At 57.3% G+C, this 16,368-nt stretch carries 17 protein-coding genes; 15 read left to right on the top strand and 2 right to left on the bottom strand.

Annotated elements, in window-relative coordinates:
* Window positions 1-165 precede the first annotated feature (165 nt).
* Both QSK07_RS14705 and QSK07_RS14700 read left to right on the top strand, forming a co-directional pair.
* Complete coding sequence (locus QSK07_RS14705) at window positions 166-1,038, top strand: NAD(P)-dependent oxidoreductase (protein ID WP_098050565.1); 873 nt, start codon at window positions 166-168, stop codon at window positions 1,036-1,038.
* Entirely contained in the window at window positions 1,035-1,814 is a 780-nt protein-coding gene (locus QSK07_RS14700) for an AraC family transcriptional regulator (protein WP_098050564.1), read from the top strand. Before QSK07_RS14705 ends, QSK07_RS14700 begins: the two co-directional genes overlap by 4 nt.
* Here QSK07_RS14700 and leuA read toward each other — a convergent pair.
* Window positions 1,735-3,450, bottom strand: a complete 1,716-nt coding sequence (leuA, locus tag QSK07_RS14695; RefSeq protein ID WP_285721829.1) for a 2-isopropylmalate synthase — start codon at window positions 3,448-3,450, stop codon at window positions 1,735-1,737. The genes QSK07_RS14700 and leuA overlap by 80 nt on opposite strands.
* A 166-nt stretch (window positions 3,451-3,616) precedes the next feature.
* On the opposite strand from leuA, the gene QSK07_RS14690 reads away from it, so the two are divergent.
* From QSK07_RS14690 to QSK07_RS14655, 8 genes are all read left to right on the top strand, one after another.
* On the top strand, window positions 3,617-4,633 hold the full coding sequence (locus QSK07_RS14690; RefSeq protein WP_275219486.1) for a dipeptidase: 1,017 nt from the start codon (window positions 3,617-3,619) through the stop codon (window positions 4,631-4,633).
* Between the two features lie 143 nt (window positions 4,634-4,776).
* Window positions 4,777-4,848, top strand: coding sequence for a pyrroloquinoline quinone precursor peptide PqqA (pqqA, locus tag QSK07_RS14685; RefSeq protein WP_010245082.1), 72 nt, complete (start codon window positions 4,777-4,779; stop codon window positions 4,846-4,848).
* A gap of 53 nt (window positions 4,849-4,901) precedes the next feature.
* Window positions 4,902-5,819, top strand: coding sequence for a pyrroloquinoline quinone biosynthesis protein PqqB (gene pqqB, locus QSK07_RS14680; RefSeq protein ID WP_285721828.1), 918 nt, complete (start codon window positions 4,902-4,904; stop codon window positions 5,817-5,819).
* Window positions 5,820-5,822: 3 nt separating this feature from the next.
* Window positions 5,823-6,578 (top strand): pyrroloquinoline-quinone synthase PqqC, encoded by a 756-nt coding sequence (gene pqqC, locus QSK07_RS14675; protein ID WP_061062433.1) that lies wholly within the window; start codon window positions 5,823-5,825, stop codon window positions 6,576-6,578.
* A 3-nt stretch (window positions 6,579-6,581) separates the two neighbouring features.
* The gene (gene pqqD, locus QSK07_RS14670; protein WP_098050560.1) at window positions 6,582-6,860 is read left to right on the top strand and encodes a pyrroloquinoline quinone biosynthesis peptide chaperone PqqD; all 279 of its coding nucleotides are present in this window, start codon (window positions 6,582-6,584) and stop codon (window positions 6,858-6,860) included.
* Complete coding sequence (pqqE, locus tag QSK07_RS14665; protein WP_419721521.1) at window positions 6,823-7,989, top strand: pyrroloquinoline quinone biosynthesis protein PqqE; 1,167 nt, start codon at window positions 6,823-6,825, stop codon at window positions 7,987-7,989. Before pqqD ends, pqqE begins: the two co-directional genes overlap by 38 nt.
* The gene (gene pqqF / locus QSK07_RS14660) at window positions 7,989-10,262 is read left to right on the top strand and encodes a pyrroloquinoline quinone biosynthesis protein PqqF (protein WP_285721827.1); all 2,274 of its coding nucleotides are present in this window, start codon (window positions 7,989-7,991) and stop codon (window positions 10,260-10,262) included. Before pqqE ends, pqqF begins: the two co-directional genes overlap by 1 nt.
* Before the next feature lie 115 nt (window positions 10,263-10,377).
* On the top strand, window positions 10,378-10,962 hold the full coding sequence (locus tag QSK07_RS14655; protein ID WP_285721826.1) for a YceI family protein: 585 nt from the start codon (window positions 10,378-10,380) through the stop codon (window positions 10,960-10,962).
* A 56-nt stretch (window positions 10,963-11,018) separates the two neighbouring features.
* On the opposite strand, the gene QSK07_RS14650 is transcribed toward QSK07_RS14655, so the two are convergent.
* Window positions 11,019-11,921 (bottom strand): pyridoxal-phosphate dependent enzyme, encoded by a 903-nt coding sequence (locus QSK07_RS14650; protein WP_285721825.1) that lies wholly within the window; start codon window positions 11,919-11,921, stop codon window positions 11,019-11,021.
* 588 nt (window positions 11,922-12,509) lie between these two features.
* On the opposite strand from QSK07_RS14650, the gene QSK07_RS14645 reads away from it, so the two are divergent.
* The 5 genes from QSK07_RS14645 (at window position 12,510) to QSK07_RS14625 (ending at window position 16,367) form a co-directional block, all read left to right on the top strand.
* Window positions 12,510-13,490, top strand: coding sequence for a 6-phosphofructokinase (locus QSK07_RS14645; protein WP_275219480.1), 981 nt, complete (start codon window positions 12,510-12,512; stop codon window positions 13,488-13,490).
* 9 nt (window positions 13,491-13,499) lie between these two features.
* Window positions 13,500-13,814 carry a PTS sugar transporter subunit IIB gene (locus tag QSK07_RS14640; RefSeq protein ID WP_098050554.1) on the top strand — a complete coding sequence of 105 codons (315 nt, stop codon included), beginning with the start codon at window positions 13,500-13,502 and terminating at the stop codon, window positions 13,812-13,814.
* A complete protein-coding gene (locus QSK07_RS14635) occupies window positions 13,807-15,174 on the top strand; it encodes a PTS sugar transporter subunit IIC (RefSeq protein WP_098050553.1) in 1,368 nt (455 codons plus the stop codon). Before QSK07_RS14640 ends, QSK07_RS14635 begins: the two co-directional genes overlap by 8 nt.
* Window positions 15,161-16,003, top strand: a complete 843-nt coding sequence (locus QSK07_RS14630) for a class II fructose-bisphosphate aldolase (protein WP_098050552.1) — start codon at window positions 15,161-15,163, stop codon at window positions 16,001-16,003. Before QSK07_RS14635 ends, QSK07_RS14630 begins: the two co-directional genes overlap by 14 nt.
* A gap of 94 nt (window positions 16,004-16,097) precedes the next feature.
* On the top strand, window positions 16,098-16,367 hold the full coding sequence (locus tag QSK07_RS14625) for a hypothetical protein (protein WP_098050551.1): 270 nt from the start codon (window positions 16,098-16,100) through the stop codon (window positions 16,365-16,367).
* The last annotated feature ends 1 nt before the right edge of the window (window position 16,368 follow it).

Genomic DNA, 16,368 nt, shown 5'->3' with positions numbered 1-16,368 from the left:
AGAGAAGCGTAAATGAATCAGGTGGAACAATTGCCGCTATGGTAAGGCTTCGGGGTGCCGGGGTACATCGTTTCACGCTGGATTTTTTTGCTGTTTACCGCCAGGCTGGGAACCATATTTTGCAGTAATAAGGCATCCAGCGTTGACGGATGCAGACACAAACTTATGGGAGTCAGCATGAAACAACCTGAAGTGGCGGTTCTGGGATTAGGCGCAATGGGGCACGCATTTGCCGCCAACCTGCTGAAAAAAGGCTTTCGCGTACATGGCTGGAACCGCACCCGCGCGCGCGGCGAGGATTTGCTGGATGCCGGATTGCAGCTGGCTGATTCACCGGAAAAGGCGGTGCGGGACGCAGATGTGGTCATCGCCATGCTCTCCGATGGCGACACCACGGAGCAGGTGCTTCATCAGGCTAAAGCGGCATTTAAGCAGGGTGCGACGCTGTGCCAGATGGGCACCATCGGCGTGGAAAAAACCGACGCGCTGATCGCCTTTTTCACAGAGGAACGACCGGATCTGCTGTTCATTGACGCGCCGGTTTCCGGCACCAAAGCACCCGCAGAAAACGCACAGATTCTGGTGCTGGCCAGCGGCGATCAGAGCCGTGCCCAGGCGGCAGAAGCGGTGTTTGCTGCCATCAGTAAAGGGACAAAGTGGCTGGGCGAGGCGGGCAAAAGTACCCGGATGAAGCTGGTCATCAACAGCTGGCTGATCGGCATGATGCAGAGCCTGGCGGAGAGCACCCGGCTGGCGGAGGCGTTCGGTTTTTCAACCGACGATCTCTGGCAGGTGCTGGAGGACGGCCCGCTGGCCGCGCCGTATGCGAAGATGAAGCTCGGGATGATCGCCAGCGACGACTACACGCCGCAGATGCATCTGATCTGGGCGCTGAAAGATGCCCGCCTGGCGCTGGATGCGGCAGCAACGCCCTTACCGGCGCTGGAGAACATCGCGCAGCTCTGGCAGCAGGCGGTGGACGCCGGGCACGGTGAAGAGGATCTGGCGGTCATCTACCGCTATCTGAAGGCGCAATGAGTCAGCAGCATTTTGACTTCAGCATGCGCCCGCTGGTGCCGCTGGCGCACGATTACCTGCACGGTGCCAGTGAACCCTGGCATCATCACGCCTGTGCCCAGCTGATCCACACGCTGAGCGGCGTGGTGCGGGTCGAGACGGAGTTTGGCAGCTGGATAGTGCCGCCGAGTCGTGGCGTCTGGCTGCCCGCATTTACCCGCCATGCGCTGCAGATTACCGGCAGCGTCGCGGCGCGTACGCTGTTTATCGATCCGCTGGCGCGCGCCGATCTGCCTGCCAGTTGTCAGGTGGTGCAGATCTCGCCGCTGCTGCGTGAGTTGATCGTCACGGCGCTGAGCCTGCCGGAGCAGTACAGCGCCGGGAGCCGGGCCGAGCGGGTAATGGAGTTGATTCTGGATGAGATTCGGGTCATGGATGTGCTGCCGTTTGCGCTGCCGACGCCCGACAGCCCGCGGTTACAGTTGCTGTGTGAGCTGATCCAGCAGACGCCCGGTGAAAGCTGGACGCTGGAGCGTGCCAGCGCTCAGATGAATGTCTCGGGCCGTACGCTGGCCCGTCATTTCATGCGCGAAACCGGACTGCAGTTCAGCGACTGGGTGCGACGCGCCCGCCTGGCAATCGCCCTGACGCGACTGGCGCAGGGCGACTCCGTAATGCGGGTGGCGCTGGAACTGGGCTATGAAAGTCCCAGCGCGTTTAGTGCGATGTTTCGTCGTCTGCTGGGCGTTGCGCCCACTGACTACTTTCCGCCTGCAGAAACTGGCCTGCCGCGCTGAGCAGCGCCTGCAATGCGGCGCGGGCCGTATCGTTGTCGATACTCACTCCCCAGGCCCGTACACCCCGGGCATCCACGCAGCTGATATAGGCCACAGAACGGCTGTCGCTGTGCCGTCCCAGCGTATGCTCATGATAGTCCTCAATGGTCAGCTGCAGGTCAAACGCGCTGTGCAGGGCATTCACCGCCGCCGACAGCCAGCCGTTGCCGCTGCCGGTCAGGGCCAGCGAGCGGTCCTGAACCAGCACGCTGGCGCTGATCTGCGTCTGCCCGCCGCTATCACTCTGACTGTCAGCCCGCTGCAATGCCACCGCAGGTTGTGTCACGCCATACTGGCGGCAGAAGAGCTGCCACAGCGCGTAGTGCGTCATTTCGCCACCGTGACGGTCGGTCTCCAGCTGAACACAGCGGCTGAAATCCTGCTGCAGCGCTCGCGGCATCTGCAACCCGTGATTCTGCTCCAGCAGCCAGGCGGCACCGCTTTTTCCCGACTGACTGTTCACGCGGATCACCGCCTCATAGCTGCAGCCAATGTCGGCCGGATCCAGCGGCAGGTAGGGCATCTGCCAGGCTTTCTCCTGCTTTCCGGCACGGATGGCGAATCCTTTTTTAATCGCATCCTGATGAGAGCCGGAGAAGGCGGTGAAGACCAGTTCGCCTGCATAGGGATGACGCGGATGCACCGGCAGCTGGTTGCAGCGGGTCACGACCTCAATCACCTCATGCATCTTGCTGAAATCAAGCTGTGGCGAGACGCCCTGAGTATAGAGATTGAGCGCCAGCGTTACCAGGTCCACATTGCCGGTGCGTTCGCCGTTGCCAAACAGGCAGCCTTCGACCCGGTCAGCGCCCGCCAGCAGCGCCAGTTCTGCACAGGCGACGCCGGTGCCGCGATCGTTGTGCGGATGTACGCTGATGCAGACGGCGTCGCGGCGGCTGAAGTGGCGGCAGAAAAACTCAATCTGATCGGCATAGACGTTGGGGGTATTCACCTCCACCGTGGCAGGCAGGTTAATGATCATTGGCCGCTGCGCGTCAGGCTGCCAGACATCGGCCACCGCCTCGCAGATCTCCAGCACAAACTCCGGCTCGGTAAAGCAGAAGGTCTCAGGCGAATATTCAAAGGTCCAGTGGGTCTCCGGTTGCGCCTCGCATTCCGCGCGGATCTGCCGTGCGCCCGCCGTCGCCAGCGCCACGATTTCCGCTTTGCTCTGTTTAAACACCCGCTCACGAAACAGCGGTGCGGTGGCGTTGTAAAGATGCACAATGGCGCGCGGAACACCCTGTAATGACAAAAACGTGCGGGCAATCAGATCCTCGCGTGCCTGAGTCAGCACCTGTAACGTCACCTCCTCCGGGATGCGCTGCTGTTCAATCAGGTCACGAACGAAATCAAAATCCGTCTGCGACGCCGAGGGAAAGGCGACCTCAATCTCGCGGAACCCGCAGCGCAGCAGCAGATTCCAGAAGGCCATCTTCCGCTCCCGGTCCATCGGTTCAGCCAGCGCCTGATTGCCATCACGCAAATCGGTCGAGAGCCAGCGCGGGGCCTGCGTGAGCTGGCGCGAAGGCCACTGGCGATCGGGCAGGGAGACGATCGGGGAGGGACGATATTTATCAGCAGGTTGGGTCAGCATAGGATTCTCCTTGTGTTTTTTACCAGTCTGCCGACATGCCCTGTGGGCCGCGCGCGCAATGCTGACAACCTGACGCGCAAAAGTGACAACATCCTGCGTGCGCGCCTGTTTGATGAATCTGCCAGGCAGGGTTAGCATGGTCGCCTGTTTATCCGGGTGAACACTTATGCTGATTTTTGACGGTCATAACGATCTGTTGCTCAACCTCTGGCTGCATCATCGCGATGCACCCGCAGAGGCGTTTTATCAGGGGATTGAGCGGGGTCATCTCGACTTTCCTCGCATTCAGCAGGGCGAGATGGGCGGCGGGCTGTTTGCGATCTTTGTGCCGCCACAGGCGTATATCGCCAGCACCGTTCCGGCCCGTGCTGATGAGCCGTATCAACCGCTGGAGATCATGTGGCAACAGCTCGACATCCTTCAGCAACTGGCCGATGCGTCAGGCGGACGGGCGCGACTCTGCCGCAGCAGTGACGAGATTACTGCCTGCCGTGCGGAAGGGGTGCTGGCGATGGTGGCACATATCGAAGGGGCCGATGCGCTGGATGAGGAGGGTGAGCAACTGCACGCCTTCTGGCAGGCGGGGGTGCGCAGTATCGGGCCATTCTGGAATCTGTGTAGTCGCTTTGGAGAAGGCGTCAGCGGCAGCTTTCCCGGCACGCCCGATACCGGGCCCGGCCTGACCGCCGCCGGCGAAAAACTGATTCAGCAGGCGGGTCAGCTGAAGATGATGATCGACGTGTCGCACATGAACAGTAAGACGTTTTGGGAGACCGCCCGGCTTTCCCGTGCGCCGCTGGTCGCCAGCCACTCCAACGCACACGCGCTCTGTCCGCAGCCACGCAATCTGACCGATGACCAGCTGGTAGCGATCCGCGACAGCGGCGGTCTGGTCGGCATTAATTTTGGCAATGCGTTTCTGCGCGCTGACGGAAAACGCGATGCGGATACGCCATTAACAGAAATTGTTAAGCATTGTGATCACCTGATGAAGATAATGGGCAGCGACCATGTGGCCTTTGGCTCTGATTTCGACGGGATTACCCCTCCGGCCGCGCTGGGCGATGTCAGCGGAATGCCGCGATTGCTCGCCGCTTTTCAGGAAGCGGGCTATGATCAGAGACTGACAGAGAAGCTGGCATGGGGAAACTGGCAGCGGGTTTTACATCTGACCGGGCTGTGATAACAATTTCCTTACGTTCCGGGCTTGATCCCGACGCGCCATTGGCGCAACATCTGCCTGGAAATTGTGACGGTGCTCTCATTTAACAATCGTCACGCTGATTTCAGACAGCACATTTACTGTTAACCAAGAGGAAGTAACTCATGTGGAAAAAACCAACTTTCGTTGATATGCGTCTCGGTCTGGAAGTGACTCTTTACATCTCTAACCGTTAATCGTTCTGCCCGCCCTCTGAGCGGGCATTTTTTTCAACTTCTGGTTTTCCTCTATGTTTATCAAAATCCTCGGCTCAGCCGCGGGTGGCGGGTTTCCGCAGTGGAACTGCAACTGCGCCAACTGCCACGGCGTGCGTAATGGCACCGTTCAGGCTCAGGCACGCACGCAATCGTCGATTATTCTCAGCGATAACGGTGAAGACTGGGTGTTATGTAACGCGTCACCCGACATTGGCCAGCAGATCCTGCACACGCCAGAACTGACCCGCAAGGGCGTACTGCGCGGTACGGCGATCGGAGGGATTATCCTCACTGACAGCCAGATCGATCACACTACCGGGCTGCTGAGCCTGCGTGAGGGCTGCCCGCATCAGGTGTGGTGTACACCGGAAGTGCATGCCGACCTCAGTACCGGCTTCCCGATCTTTCCGATGCTCACCCACTGGAACGGCGGTTTACAGCACCGGCCGATTGCGCCCCTGACGCCGTTCAGCGTCGATGTCTGTACCAGTTTGCAGTTCATCGCGATTCCTATTATCAGTAATGCACCGCCTTACTCGCCCTATCGCGACCGGCCGCTGCCGGGCCATAACGTGGCGCTGTTTATTGAAAACCGGGCGAATGGCCAGACGCTGCTCTACGCGCCAGGTCTGGGCGAACCGGATGCGGTGATCCTGCCGTGGCTGCAAAAAGCGGATTGCCTGCTGATTGATGGCACCGTCTGGCAGGATGATGAGCTGCTGACCACCGGCGTGGGTCACAACACCGGTAAGGCGATGGGCCATCTGGCACTGGCAGAAGAGCAGGGGCTGATGGCGCTGCTGGCGTCGTTGCCGGCAAAACGCAAAATTCTGATCCACATTAACAACACCAATCCGATCCTTAATGAGCAGTCACCCCAGCGTCAGTTTCTGACGGAGCAGGGAATAGAGGTGAGCTGGGATGGAATGGCGATCCACCTTCAGGGCTAAAACATGCAGATTACTGACACGCTGTCACCGCAGGCTTTTGAACAGGCCCTGCGCGACAAAGGCGCTTACTACCACATTCATCACCCTTATCACATCGCGATGCATAACGGTCAGGCCACGCGGGAGCAAATTCAGGGCTGGGTGGCGAACCGCTTCTATTACCAGACCACCATTCCGCTGAAAGATGCGGCGATCATGGCTAACTGCCCGGATCCGGCCACCCGACGTAAATGGGTGCAGCGCATCCTCGACCACGACGGCAGCAACGGCGAAGAGGGCGGCATTGAGGCCTGGCTGCGGCTGGGCGAGGCGGTCGGGCTGACGCGCGAAGAATTATTGTCAGAGCAGCATGTGCTGCCGGGCGTGCGTTTTGCCGTCGATGCCTATATCAACTTCGCCCGCCGTGCCAACTGGCAGGAGGCGGCCTGCAGTTCACTCACCGAGCTGTTCGCGCCGCAGATCCACCAGTCGCGGCTCGACAGCTGGCCGCAGCACTATCCGTGGATCAAAGAAGAGGGCTATTTCTACTTCCGCAGTCGCCTGGGTCAGGCAAACCGCGATGTAGAGCATGGCCTGGCGCTGGCGCTGGCGTACTTCACCACCGCGGAAACGCAGAACCGGATGCTGGAAATTTTGCAGTTTAAGCTCGACATTTTATGGAGCATGCTGGACGCCATGACCATGGCTTATGAGCTGAAACGTCCGCCTTATCACACCGTCACAGACAAGGCGGCGTGGCACACCACCCGACTGGTATAACAGATGAATGAAAACTCGATTGCCGTGTTTCGTCGCGGCTACCGTATGCAGTGGGAAGCCGCTCAGGATACCCATGTGGTGCTCTATCCCGAAGGCATGGCGAAACTGAACGAAACCGCCGCCGCCATCCTTGAGCTGGTGGATGGCAAACAGGATATCGCCGCGATTATCGCGACGCTGGATAGCCGTTTCCCGGAGGCGGGCGGCGTGGGGCCAGACGTTTTAGAGTTCCTGCAGTCAGCCTATGAACAGAAGTGGATACAGTTCCGTGACCCCGCATAAACCTGACGTGAATCCGCCGCTCTGGCTGCTGGCCGAACTGACCTATCGCTGTCCGCTGCAATGTCCTTACTGCTCCAACCCGCTGGATTTCGCGCAGCAGGAGAAGGAGCTGACCACGGAGCAGTGGATTGAGGTCTTTCGTCAGGCGCGCGCGATGGGCAGCGTCCAGCTTGGATTCTCCGGCGGCGAACCGCTGGTGCGTAAAGATCTGCCGGAGCTGATCAAAGCGGCGCGCGATCTCGGTTTTTACACCAACCTGATCACGTCGGGCATCGGCCTGACGGAGAAGAAGCTGGATGCGTTCAGTGAGGCCGGTCTGGATCATATTCAGATCAGTTTCCAGGCGAGTGACGAAACCCTGAATGCGGCGCTGGCCGGATCGAAGAAAGCGTTCCAGCAGAAGCTGGAGATGGCGAAAGCGGTAAAAGCGCACGGCTATCCGATGGTACTGAACTTTGTGCTGCATCGCCACAACATCGACCAGATCGATAAGATCATCGACCTCTGCATTGAGCTGGACGCGGATGACGTAGAGCTGGCGACCTGTCAGTTCTACGGCTGGGCGCAGCTCAACCGCGAAGGTCTGCTGCCAACGCGTGAGCAGATCGCTCAGGCGGAAGCGGTAGTCAGCCGCTATCGTGACCGGATGAGCGCCAGCGGCAATCTCACCAACCTGTTGTTTGTGACGCCTGACTACTACGAAGAGCGACCTAAGCCCTGTATGGGCGGCTGGGGGGCGATCTTCCTGAGCGTCACACCAGAGGGCACCGCACTGCCGTGCCACAGTGCGCGCCAGCTGCCGGTCGAGTTTCCGTCGGTACTGACGCAGAGCCTGGACGATATCTGGTACAACTCGTTCGGCTTCAACCGCTATCGTGGTTTTGACTGGATGCCGGAGCCGTGCCGCTCCTGTGATGAGAAAGAGAAAGATTTTGGCGGCTGTCGCTGTCAGGCCTTTATGCTGACCGGCAATGCTGACAACACCGATCCGGTGTGCAGCAAATCACCACATCACGGTAAAATTCTTGAAGCCCGGCGGGAGGCGGACTGCAGCGACATTAAAATTGGTCAGCTGCAGTTCCGCAACCGCAGCAACTCGCAACTGATCTACAAAACACGGAACCTCTGATGAACACGCGCGCTCTGCAGATAGAGGGTCTGACGGTTGAACTGGTGCATCAGGCTGATGCCAGCCAGGCCGCCGCCCTGATTCAGGTAGGGGCCGGAAGTCACGACGAGCCGGATCGCTGGCCCGGACTGGCTCATCTGCTGGAGCATCTGCTGTTCACCGGCAGCAGCGGCTGGCCCGATGAGGGCCGGCTGATGAGCTGGATCCAGACGCAGGGCGGGAAGGTTAATGCCACCACGCTGGCCCGGCGTAGCGCGTACTTTTTTGAGGTCACGCCGTCGCTACTGGCAGATGGGCTGGCAAGACTGCAGGATATGCTGGTCTCTCCGCTGCTCGATAATCAGGCGATCGCGCAGGAAGTGGCGGTGATCGACGCGGAATATCAGCTGTTGCAGCGTCATGAGCCATCGCGCATCGAAGCAGCATTACTGCACGCCGCTGCAACCCCCGCTGAATTTCAGCGCTTTCATATCGGCAGCCGGGCGAGCTTTGGCGACGAGCTCTCTGCGCTGCAACGGGCATTGCGGCAGTTTCACCAGCGCTATTACGTTGCCAGCAATATGCGGCTCTGGCTGCAGGGACCGCAATCGCTGGATGAGCTGGAACAGCTGGCGCGTCAGTTTGCTGACGCACTGCCTGACGGTCAGTGGCGGCAGGAGCTGGCACCGCCGCAGCTTCATAGCGATACCTGCTGGCAGCTGGCGGAAACAGCCCAGGCAGCGTTATGGCGCAGCTGGCTGCTCGATAGTAGTGACGGTGTCACGTTATGGCGTGAATTTCTGCTTGATGAAGCGCCCGGCTCGCTGCTGGCTATTCTGCGTGAGCAGGGGCTGGCGGAGGCGCTGGAACTGAAATGGATTTATCAGGCTGAAGACGCGTGCTGGCTGGCGCTGGGTATCGAAACCCGTGAGCCTGCAAAGGTAAATCAACTGGTTAACGATTGCATTGCTGCACTGCGCCAGACGAATGAACAGCAGCATCAGCACTATTATCAGCTGGCCCACCAGCAATTTGTGACGTTGTCACCTATGGAGCAGTTGCGTCAGCGCGCTATCGGCTTCGCACCTGAAAAAAACCTGCCTGCACTGCAGCCGCTGCTGGAAAACCTCGCCAGTACGCCCGGCACAGTGCTGTTCTGTTCGTTGCAACCGGCAATGGAATATATCGTCTCGCAGGGCTTCACTCTGGCGCTGACAGCCTGTGAGCCAGCCCCGGCTGAGGCGCTGCCCGCGGCCCGTTTCGCCTTCTATCCGCTCGACATCACTGCGACGCCTGCGCCGCTGCCCGCTCAGGCGGTAGTATTGCCGCATCATCCATCAGATGACCCGCAGGCAACGCTGATCCTGCGACCGGAGTTCTGGTCAACCTTTACTATGGAGACGGGCGAAGCGCTGGGCCGGCGGTTGCGTCCGCTGTTTGCGGCGCTGCGTCATCAGGGCGGTCATGGCAGCTGGCAGGAAGTGGAAGGTGTGTGGCAACTGACGGTCCGGCTGACATCGGATCAGGCGGTCGCTGAGCAGGCGCTGAGCCAGATTGTCTGCGCCCTGACATTACCCGTTGAGGCAATCCGGCCCGCATTTGTGGAGAGCATCGCAATTCGTGCGTTGCTGCGACAGTTGCCTTATCAGCTGGCAGCCAACGTTACGCCAGGATGCTGGCGGGCGGCGCTGAAGGGCGGTGATGCGATGCTGCACTCAGTGATTGCCCGGCGGCTGAGCGCGTTGTCGCTCCCGGTCAATCCTGACACGCCGCCCACACGTATGACCACGCAGACCGGCATGACGCGCCTTTCGCACGCCAGTGCAGACAACGCGCTGCTGCTGATTATTCCGCTGCAGCGTCCTGAACAGCTGGCTGCATTACGCGTGCTGGCGCTCATCTACGAGCCACGCTTTTTCCAGCGCTACCGCGTTGAGCAGCCAATAGGTTACGTGGTCAGTAGCCGCTACATACGCTGCGCTGATGAAGATGGGGTGTTATTTGCGCTGCAGTCGCCCGATTACAGTGCGCTGTCACTGCTGCGCTACTGCCGTAACTTTATGAGGTCACTAAACGAGACGCTGGCGGGATGTGATCTGGTGGCCCTGAAAGCGCGACTGCTGAGCCAGCAGGCTGAGCAGCCACTGGCCCTGTTGCGCCGTGAAAATGGCCTGGCAGAACCGGACGCTGCACAGATTGCGGCGCTGACCCTTGCAGATTTACAGCAATTACACCGCACGCTGATTCAGGATCGCCGCCGCTGGCGGGTGCTGTTCACCGGCGCGAATGCGTAGTGACGGGTTTAAGGTTGCTGAATTTATTTGAAAATTACCGACAAATCTCTTCACTGTCTATTCCGGGAAAACTGGACCACACTCAATTCACTTTTGTCCGCACAAGGAATTGACCGTGAAGAATTTCAAACGTATAGCACTGCCCCTGTTAGCCGCTGCTACCCTCTACGCTCCGTTATCTCAGGCCGAGGCGATGCACTACCAGCTGAACCCGGAGCATACGTCGGTGATTGTTGCCTGGAACCACTTTGGCTTCTCAAATCCTACTGCGGATATCCCGGATGCAACCGGTACTCTGGTGTTCGATAAAGATCATCCGGAGGCCTCACGCGTTGACGTGACCCTGCCAGTCAGCAAAATCGACAGCCACGTTGCCGCGCTGACCAAAGAGTTTAACGGTGCTGAATACTTTGATACCGCCAAATACCCGACTGCGACCTTCCACAGCACTAAAGTCGTTGCGAAGGGCGACAACAAATTTGACGTTGAAGGCAACCTGACCCTGAAAGGCATCACTAAGCCAGTAACGCTGCACGCGACACTGAACAAGCAGGGCGAGCATCCAATGGTGAAGAAGCAGGCGATTGGTTTTGACGCTACCGGCACCATCAAGCGTTCTGACTTTAAGCTGGACAAATATGTTCCTGCAGTCAGCAACGATGTTACGCTGATCCTGTCTACTGAAGCTTACGCGAAGTAACCGGCGACAGGCGCAGCCCCGCTGGCTGCGCCACTTTTCCCCTGACTTTGCTCTCGTCAGCCCTGCAGACTCTCCAGGGTAACGGAAGCCCCGCCACAGACGATAAGCAGCACATTATCATCCGGTTTAAAGCCGACTTTCCCGTCATACAGCATCGATAATGAGACGCCGCAGGCTGGCTCTGTCAGAACACGATGATCGTCCAGGAAGCGGCGACAGGCATTCACAGCTTCGTCATCGCTCACAACCTTTCCCCTGACATCTGCCCGGCGTGCCACGTTAAACGCATTTTCACACACCTGACTGGCTGCCAGCGTGGTGGCGATACCGCTGACCCGGTCCAGCGTGACCCGCTCCCCGGCTTCCAGCGCGGCGTTAAGCGACGCGGTTCCCACAGTTTCAACCGCATAGATCGGAATATGGCTGAGCTGATGCCTTTCCAGACCCTGGACAATACCGGAGAGCAGACTGCCGCCGCCCACGGAGAGGATTACCGCATCCGGGCGCAACCCTTCACTGATCACTTCATCGACCAGCGTACTGATGCCGTCCCACAGCAGCGGATGGTCAAAGGGATGGATGTAGATATGTTCCTGCGTCGCCAGCGATAAAGCGTACGCATTGGCCTCACTCCAGACGTTGCCGTGTACGATCAGCCTCGCACCTTCCTGTTCAATAAGCTGTCTGGCGCGCGCCGGGGTCGTTTCAGGCACCACCACCGTGACCGGTAGCCCCAGTCTGCGGCCGCTGTGCGCCACAGCAATACCCGCATTGCCGCCGGAGGAGCTGACAAACGCCTTAGCACCCTGTGCAGCGTAGTATTGACAGATATGGCCTGCGCTTCTGAGCTTAAACGATCCGGTTGGCTGCGCCGATTCCATTTTCAGCCAGACGTTGCTGCCGCTGAGCTGACTCAGTGGCAGGGAGTGAATGAGAGGGGTACGGATAGCTATTTCCATGCGTATGATCCTGGTCAGATATGGTCACAGAGAACCGGTTTGTCGTCACGGAGAACGTCGTTTTTTGCCGTGCGGATGAGCAGCGTCGGATGCAGAAGAGAATTCACCCCTCAGAAAGAGCGCAGAGGCTTTCCCTTAGAAATCATTATCGTCAGGCTGTGTTTTCTTTATGCATTGAAAGGTTATACCGAAGAATGCTACTCGTTCGCAACAGAGATGCTGAATCTGCTTAACATCTGCCTGCAGCTTGTCTTTCTGCCCCTGAACTGCGGTTTCTGCTCTGCGAAACCGGTAAAAATGAGGTGAAAGTCACAAATCTGCAACGCCGTCCGAATGACCGATTTTACCTCCTCCCGCTTTCTGGCCCGTTTACCCGCGCCATCTGCTAACCCAATGATATATATCGATTCGCCCAAAACGCAATAGGTTGGAATAGTGTGAGTCAAATCACAAATAAAGCGATGTCAGGAGCACTGTCAATATCCCCGTCTGAGAAAAACCGCGCGTAACTGTGATCTACTCTGCAAATAGCAACCCCGCTAACCGGAAGAATAACCTTCAGCAGAATAAGCCAGCGAGGTGAGGGTGATGCGAATTGGAATGGTGATCAGTGGCGGTGACGTGACCGGCATTAATAATTTTGTCTTCCAGATTGGGCGCATGGCACAGGCGGAGATGGTGATATTTGACGGCGGTATTCCCGGCCTGCTGGAAAATAATCATCGTGAGATTAGCCAGCGCGATCTGCTCGACTTTTCCATCGCCCCAATTCCGGTTATACAATCGGGACGCACTGAAAAGAAACTGGTCCGCAGCGAATATGAGTTAATAGCACGCCAGCTGAAAAACGCCCGGATAGACATATTAATTATGGCGGGCGGAGACGGGTCGCTGCAATTTCTCCATACCCTGTCGGCGTATGGCGTAAATTGTTTCGGCGTCGGTATGACCATCGATAATGATGTTTTCGGCAGCGATTACACGCTGGGATTTTCCACCGCCTGCGAGCAGGTATTAAAAGAGGTGGCGAAGCTGCGTAATACCGGCCGTGCCTTACCGGGCCGGGTTTTTATGCTGGAGTTACTCGGCGGCTATTGCGGCGAATTAACACTGCAGTCCGCGATTAAAGCTAACGCAGATATTGCGTTAATTCCGGAGTGCCAGATCCCGCTGCCACAACTGGCGCAGCGCATCACCGGGCGGCTGGCAGAGCAGAACAGCGTGGTGATCCTCTGTTCGGAAGGCTATACCCGTGAATATTCGCCCGGCTTTCAGGGGGCGATCGACACCTTAATTAAACAGCTTGAACCCCTTATTGGCGTGCGTATCCGTAAAACCATTCTGGGTTACGGGCTGCGCAATGGTGATCCCACCTGCGAAGAGATCTTTCAGGGCACCATTATGGCCAGTGAAGTGGTGCGTTGTATTCAGTCAGGCATGCGGAATAAAGCGGTCATTATTAATGGCAGCAATAAACCCATTCCGATTGATTTAATAAGCATGCAAAAACGCCTGGTCGATATTGACGGGCACCATTACAAACTCGCTAAACAACTCAATATAGTGTGAGGAAAAACCATGCTGAAAATATTATGTGTCTGTGGTTGTGGATTAGGTTCCAGTTTTGCGATTGAGATGAGCGCAAAAGCGGTATTAAAAAAACTGGAGATTGAGGCCGACATCGATCACACCACCATTTCAGAAGCGAATGCCTTTAAGTCAGATATGATCCTGACGCAAAAAGCGTTTGCCGATGTTTTAAACGCCGACGCCAGTCCGGAGCAGATTAAACGGGTCATTATTCTTAACCGGCTCACCGATAAAGCGGAGATAGAGCAGAAGATCCTGGCTTTCTTAAAAGAACACAACCAGAAGGTCGCCGCCCATGAATAGTGTGATCGACTTCCTGGTAAAAGATCTGCTGGGGCAGGCATCGATTCTGATCGCTTTTATTGCCCTGATTGGTCTGCTGCTGCAAAAAAAATCGGCAGGTAAGGTGGTGGAAGGCACCTTTAAAACCCTGCTCGGCTTTTTAATTATGATGGCGGGTATCAATATTATTGTGGGCACGCTGACGTTCCTTAATACCATTTTTACCCATGGCTTTGGCATGCGCGGCTATATCACCGATGTGGCCGCTATTGCCGGGCTGGCTAACCGTGAGCTGGGGTCTGAAGTGGCGCTGACGCTGCTGGTGATCTTTATCGTCAACATCATCATCGCGCGACTGACGCCGTTTAAGTACATCTTCCTGACCGGCCAGGCGTTGCTGTGGATGGCGACGATTGGCGCGGTGATCGGCTACAAAGCGGGGCTGACTGGCCTGCCGCTGATTCTGACCGGCGGCATCTTTGGCGGGATTATGGCGGTGGTAATGCCTGCGCTGGCGCAGCCAGTGGTGCGGCGCATCACCGACTCGGATGACGTGGCGCTGGGTCACTTCTGCACCATCGGTTATCTGGTTACGGCGGCAGTCGCCAAAGTGGTCGGCAAAGGATCGCGCTCCACCGAAGACCTGAAGCTGCCCGATAACTTCAAGTTTTTGCAGGATACCTATCTGTCGATGGCGCTGGTGATGGTGCCGATGTACCTGATCCCCGCTGTGGCAGCCGGCCCGGCGTTTATCGCGCAGTACAGCAACGGCATGAACTACCTGATGTACGCCTTTATGCAGTCGATTCAGTTCGTGGCCGGGGTCTTCGTGCTCTACAGCGGCGTCCGCTTGCTGCTGAACGAACTGGTGCCGGCCTTCCGGGGTATCGCGATGCGCGTGGTGCCGGATGCGAAACCGGCGCTGGATTGCCCGGTGATGTTTCCGTACGCCCCGAACGCGGTGATTGTCGGCTTCCTCGCCACCACGCTGGGTTCCATCGTCGGTATGCTGGTCTTCCCGATGTTTGGTCTGGCGATGATCCTGCCTGGCCTGTTGACCAACTTCTTCGCCGGTGGCACCGCCGGCGTATTTGGTAATGCCATGGGAGGACGGCGCGGCGCGATGATCGGCGGCTTCGTCCACGGACTCTTTATCACCATTCTGCCCGCCATCCTGGTGCCGATGCTGGAAAGCTACGGCTTCAACGGCGTCACCTTCAGTGATTCCGACGTGATCAGTACCGGACTGGTACTCGGCCACGCCTTCCAGAATAACTGGCTGTTTGTCGCCCTGTTTATCGCCTTTATTACCGCGCTTGCCTGGTTTGTTAATGGCAAATCGACCAAACCTCAGGAGGAAAAAATCCATGAAACTTTATAACTTCGCCGATCTGTTACAGCTGGCTAAACAGCGTGACTTCAAAGCGGTTGGTTCGTTTAATCTTCACTGTCTGGAGATGCTCCCCGCCTATTTTAAAGCGGCAGAGAAAACCAACAGCCCGTTAATGATTCAAATCTCCACCGGCACGGCGAAATATCTCGGCCATAAACTGCTGGTCGATGCGATTAAATCGCTGTCAGAGAGTACGAACGTGCCGACCTGCCTGCATCTCGATCACTGCTCCGATTTAGCCGCGATTCAGACAGCGATTGATGCCGGATTCAGTTCTGTCATGTATGACGGCTCACATCTGCCCATTGATGAGAATATTGCGAATACCCGTCGGGTGATTGATATAGCGCGACCACATCATGTTTCAGTCGAGGCGGAGCTGGGTGCCATCGGCGGGTCGGAAGATGGTAAATGCGTAGAGATGGAGGCGATAGCGTTCACTCCCGTGGAAGATGCACGCCGCTTCGTCGAAGAGACCGGCGTCGATATGCTGGCGATCTCCATCGGCACCGTGCACGGGCTTTATACCGGTAAAGCCCATATTCAGCATCAGCGGCTGGCCGATATTACGGCGGCAACCCACACGCCACTGGTACTGCACGGCGGCACCGGCGTCAGCGATGAGGATATGCGGCTGGCGGTCAGCAGCGGAATTGAGAAGGTGAATGTCGGCACCGAAATGAATGTGCAGTGGGTGGCGCAGTGTAAATCGACGTTTGAAAGAGGCAAGGTTAATGACAGCGTGCGTAATTTCCTGGTGCCAGCCAACGATGCGGTGACGAATGTACTGGTAGAGAAAATGCAGTTATTCCGGTAATTACCCGTGCCGCCATCATCGGGTTAATGCGTTAACGATCTTTTATTCACTGTTTATATTAGCCACCCCAATATTATGTGGGGCAGGAGAGCCTATGTTTGGATTCCTCAAAAAGTCTCCGGCTGTGGAACCACCCAGCGAGCAGCAGCAGGATCATCTGGCGGAATTAAGTCGCGAGAAAATAACGCAGCTGGAGCAGCAGCTGGCGATTAATCCGCGTGATGGCGAAACGCAAAAACAATTAATGCTGGAATATAATCGTGCATTAAGCCTGTTTGCGAAAAGCCGTCGCTACCGCAATGAAATTGATGCGCTGTTTGTCAAAATCGATGAATTACGCAATGTGGTTCGCCAGTCGATTTAAG

The organism is Pantoea sp. QMID4, from assembly GCF_030270445.1.
Taxonomy (GTDB): Bacteria; Pseudomonadota; Gammaproteobacteria; order Enterobacterales; family Enterobacteriaceae; genus Pantoea; species Pantoea vagans.
This window is presented reverse-complemented; position numbering and strand designations above follow the sequence as displayed.

Bases quoted from the DNA above. Each gene is read 5' to 3' on its own strand.
- pqqC (WP_061062433.1), top strand. From the start codon at position 5,823: ATGCAGATTACTGACACGCTGTCACCGCAGGCTTTTGAACAGGCCCTG.
- QSK07_RS14635 (WP_098050553.1), top strand. From the start codon at position 13,807: ATGAATAGTGTGATCGACTTCCTGGTAAAAGATCTGCTGGGGCAGGCA.
- leuA (WP_285721829.1), bottom strand. From the start codon at position 3,450: ATGCTGACCCAACCTGCTGATAAATATCGTCCCTCCCCGATCGTCTCC.
- QSK07_RS14690 (WP_275219486.1), top strand. From the start codon at position 3,617: ATGCTGATTTTTGACGGTCATAACGATCTGTTGCTCAACCTCTGGCTG.
- pqqB (WP_285721828.1), top strand. From the start codon at position 4,902: ATGTTTATCAAAATCCTCGGCTCAGCCGCGGGTGGCGGGTTTCCGCAG.
- QSK07_RS14640 (WP_098050554.1), top strand. From the start codon at position 13,500: ATGCTGAAAATATTATGTGTCTGTGGTTGTGGATTAGGTTCCAGTTTT.
- QSK07_RS14700 (WP_098050564.1), top strand. From the start codon at position 1,035: ATGAGTCAGCAGCATTTTGACTTCAGCATGCGCCCGCTGGTGCCGCTG.
- pqqD (WP_098050560.1), top strand. From the start codon at position 6,582: ATGAATGAAAACTCGATTGCCGTGTTTCGTCGCGGCTACCGTATGCAG.
- QSK07_RS14645 (WP_275219480.1), top strand. From the start codon at position 12,510: ATGCGAATTGGAATGGTGATCAGTGGCGGTGACGTGACCGGCATTAAT.
- pqqF (WP_285721827.1), top strand. From the start codon at position 7,989: ATGAACACGCGCGCTCTGCAGATAGAGGGTCTGACGGTTGAACTGGTG.
- pqqE (WP_419721521.1), top strand. From the start codon at position 6,823: ATGAACAGAAGTGGATACAGTTCCGTGACCCCGCATAAACCTGACGTG.
- QSK07_RS14630 (WP_098050552.1), top strand. From the start codon at position 15,161: ATGAAACTTTATAACTTCGCCGATCTGTTACAGCTGGCTAAACAGCGT.
- QSK07_RS14650 (WP_285721825.1), bottom strand. From the start codon at position 11,921: ATGGAAATAGCTATCCGTACCCCTCTCATTCACTCCCTGCCACTGAGT.
- QSK07_RS14705 (WP_098050565.1), top strand. From the start codon at position 166: ATGGGAGTCAGCATGAAACAACCTGAAGTGGCGGTTCTGGGATTAGGC.
- QSK07_RS14625 (WP_098050551.1), top strand. From the start codon at position 16,098: ATGTTTGGATTCCTCAAAAAGTCTCCGGCTGTGGAACCACCCAGCGAG.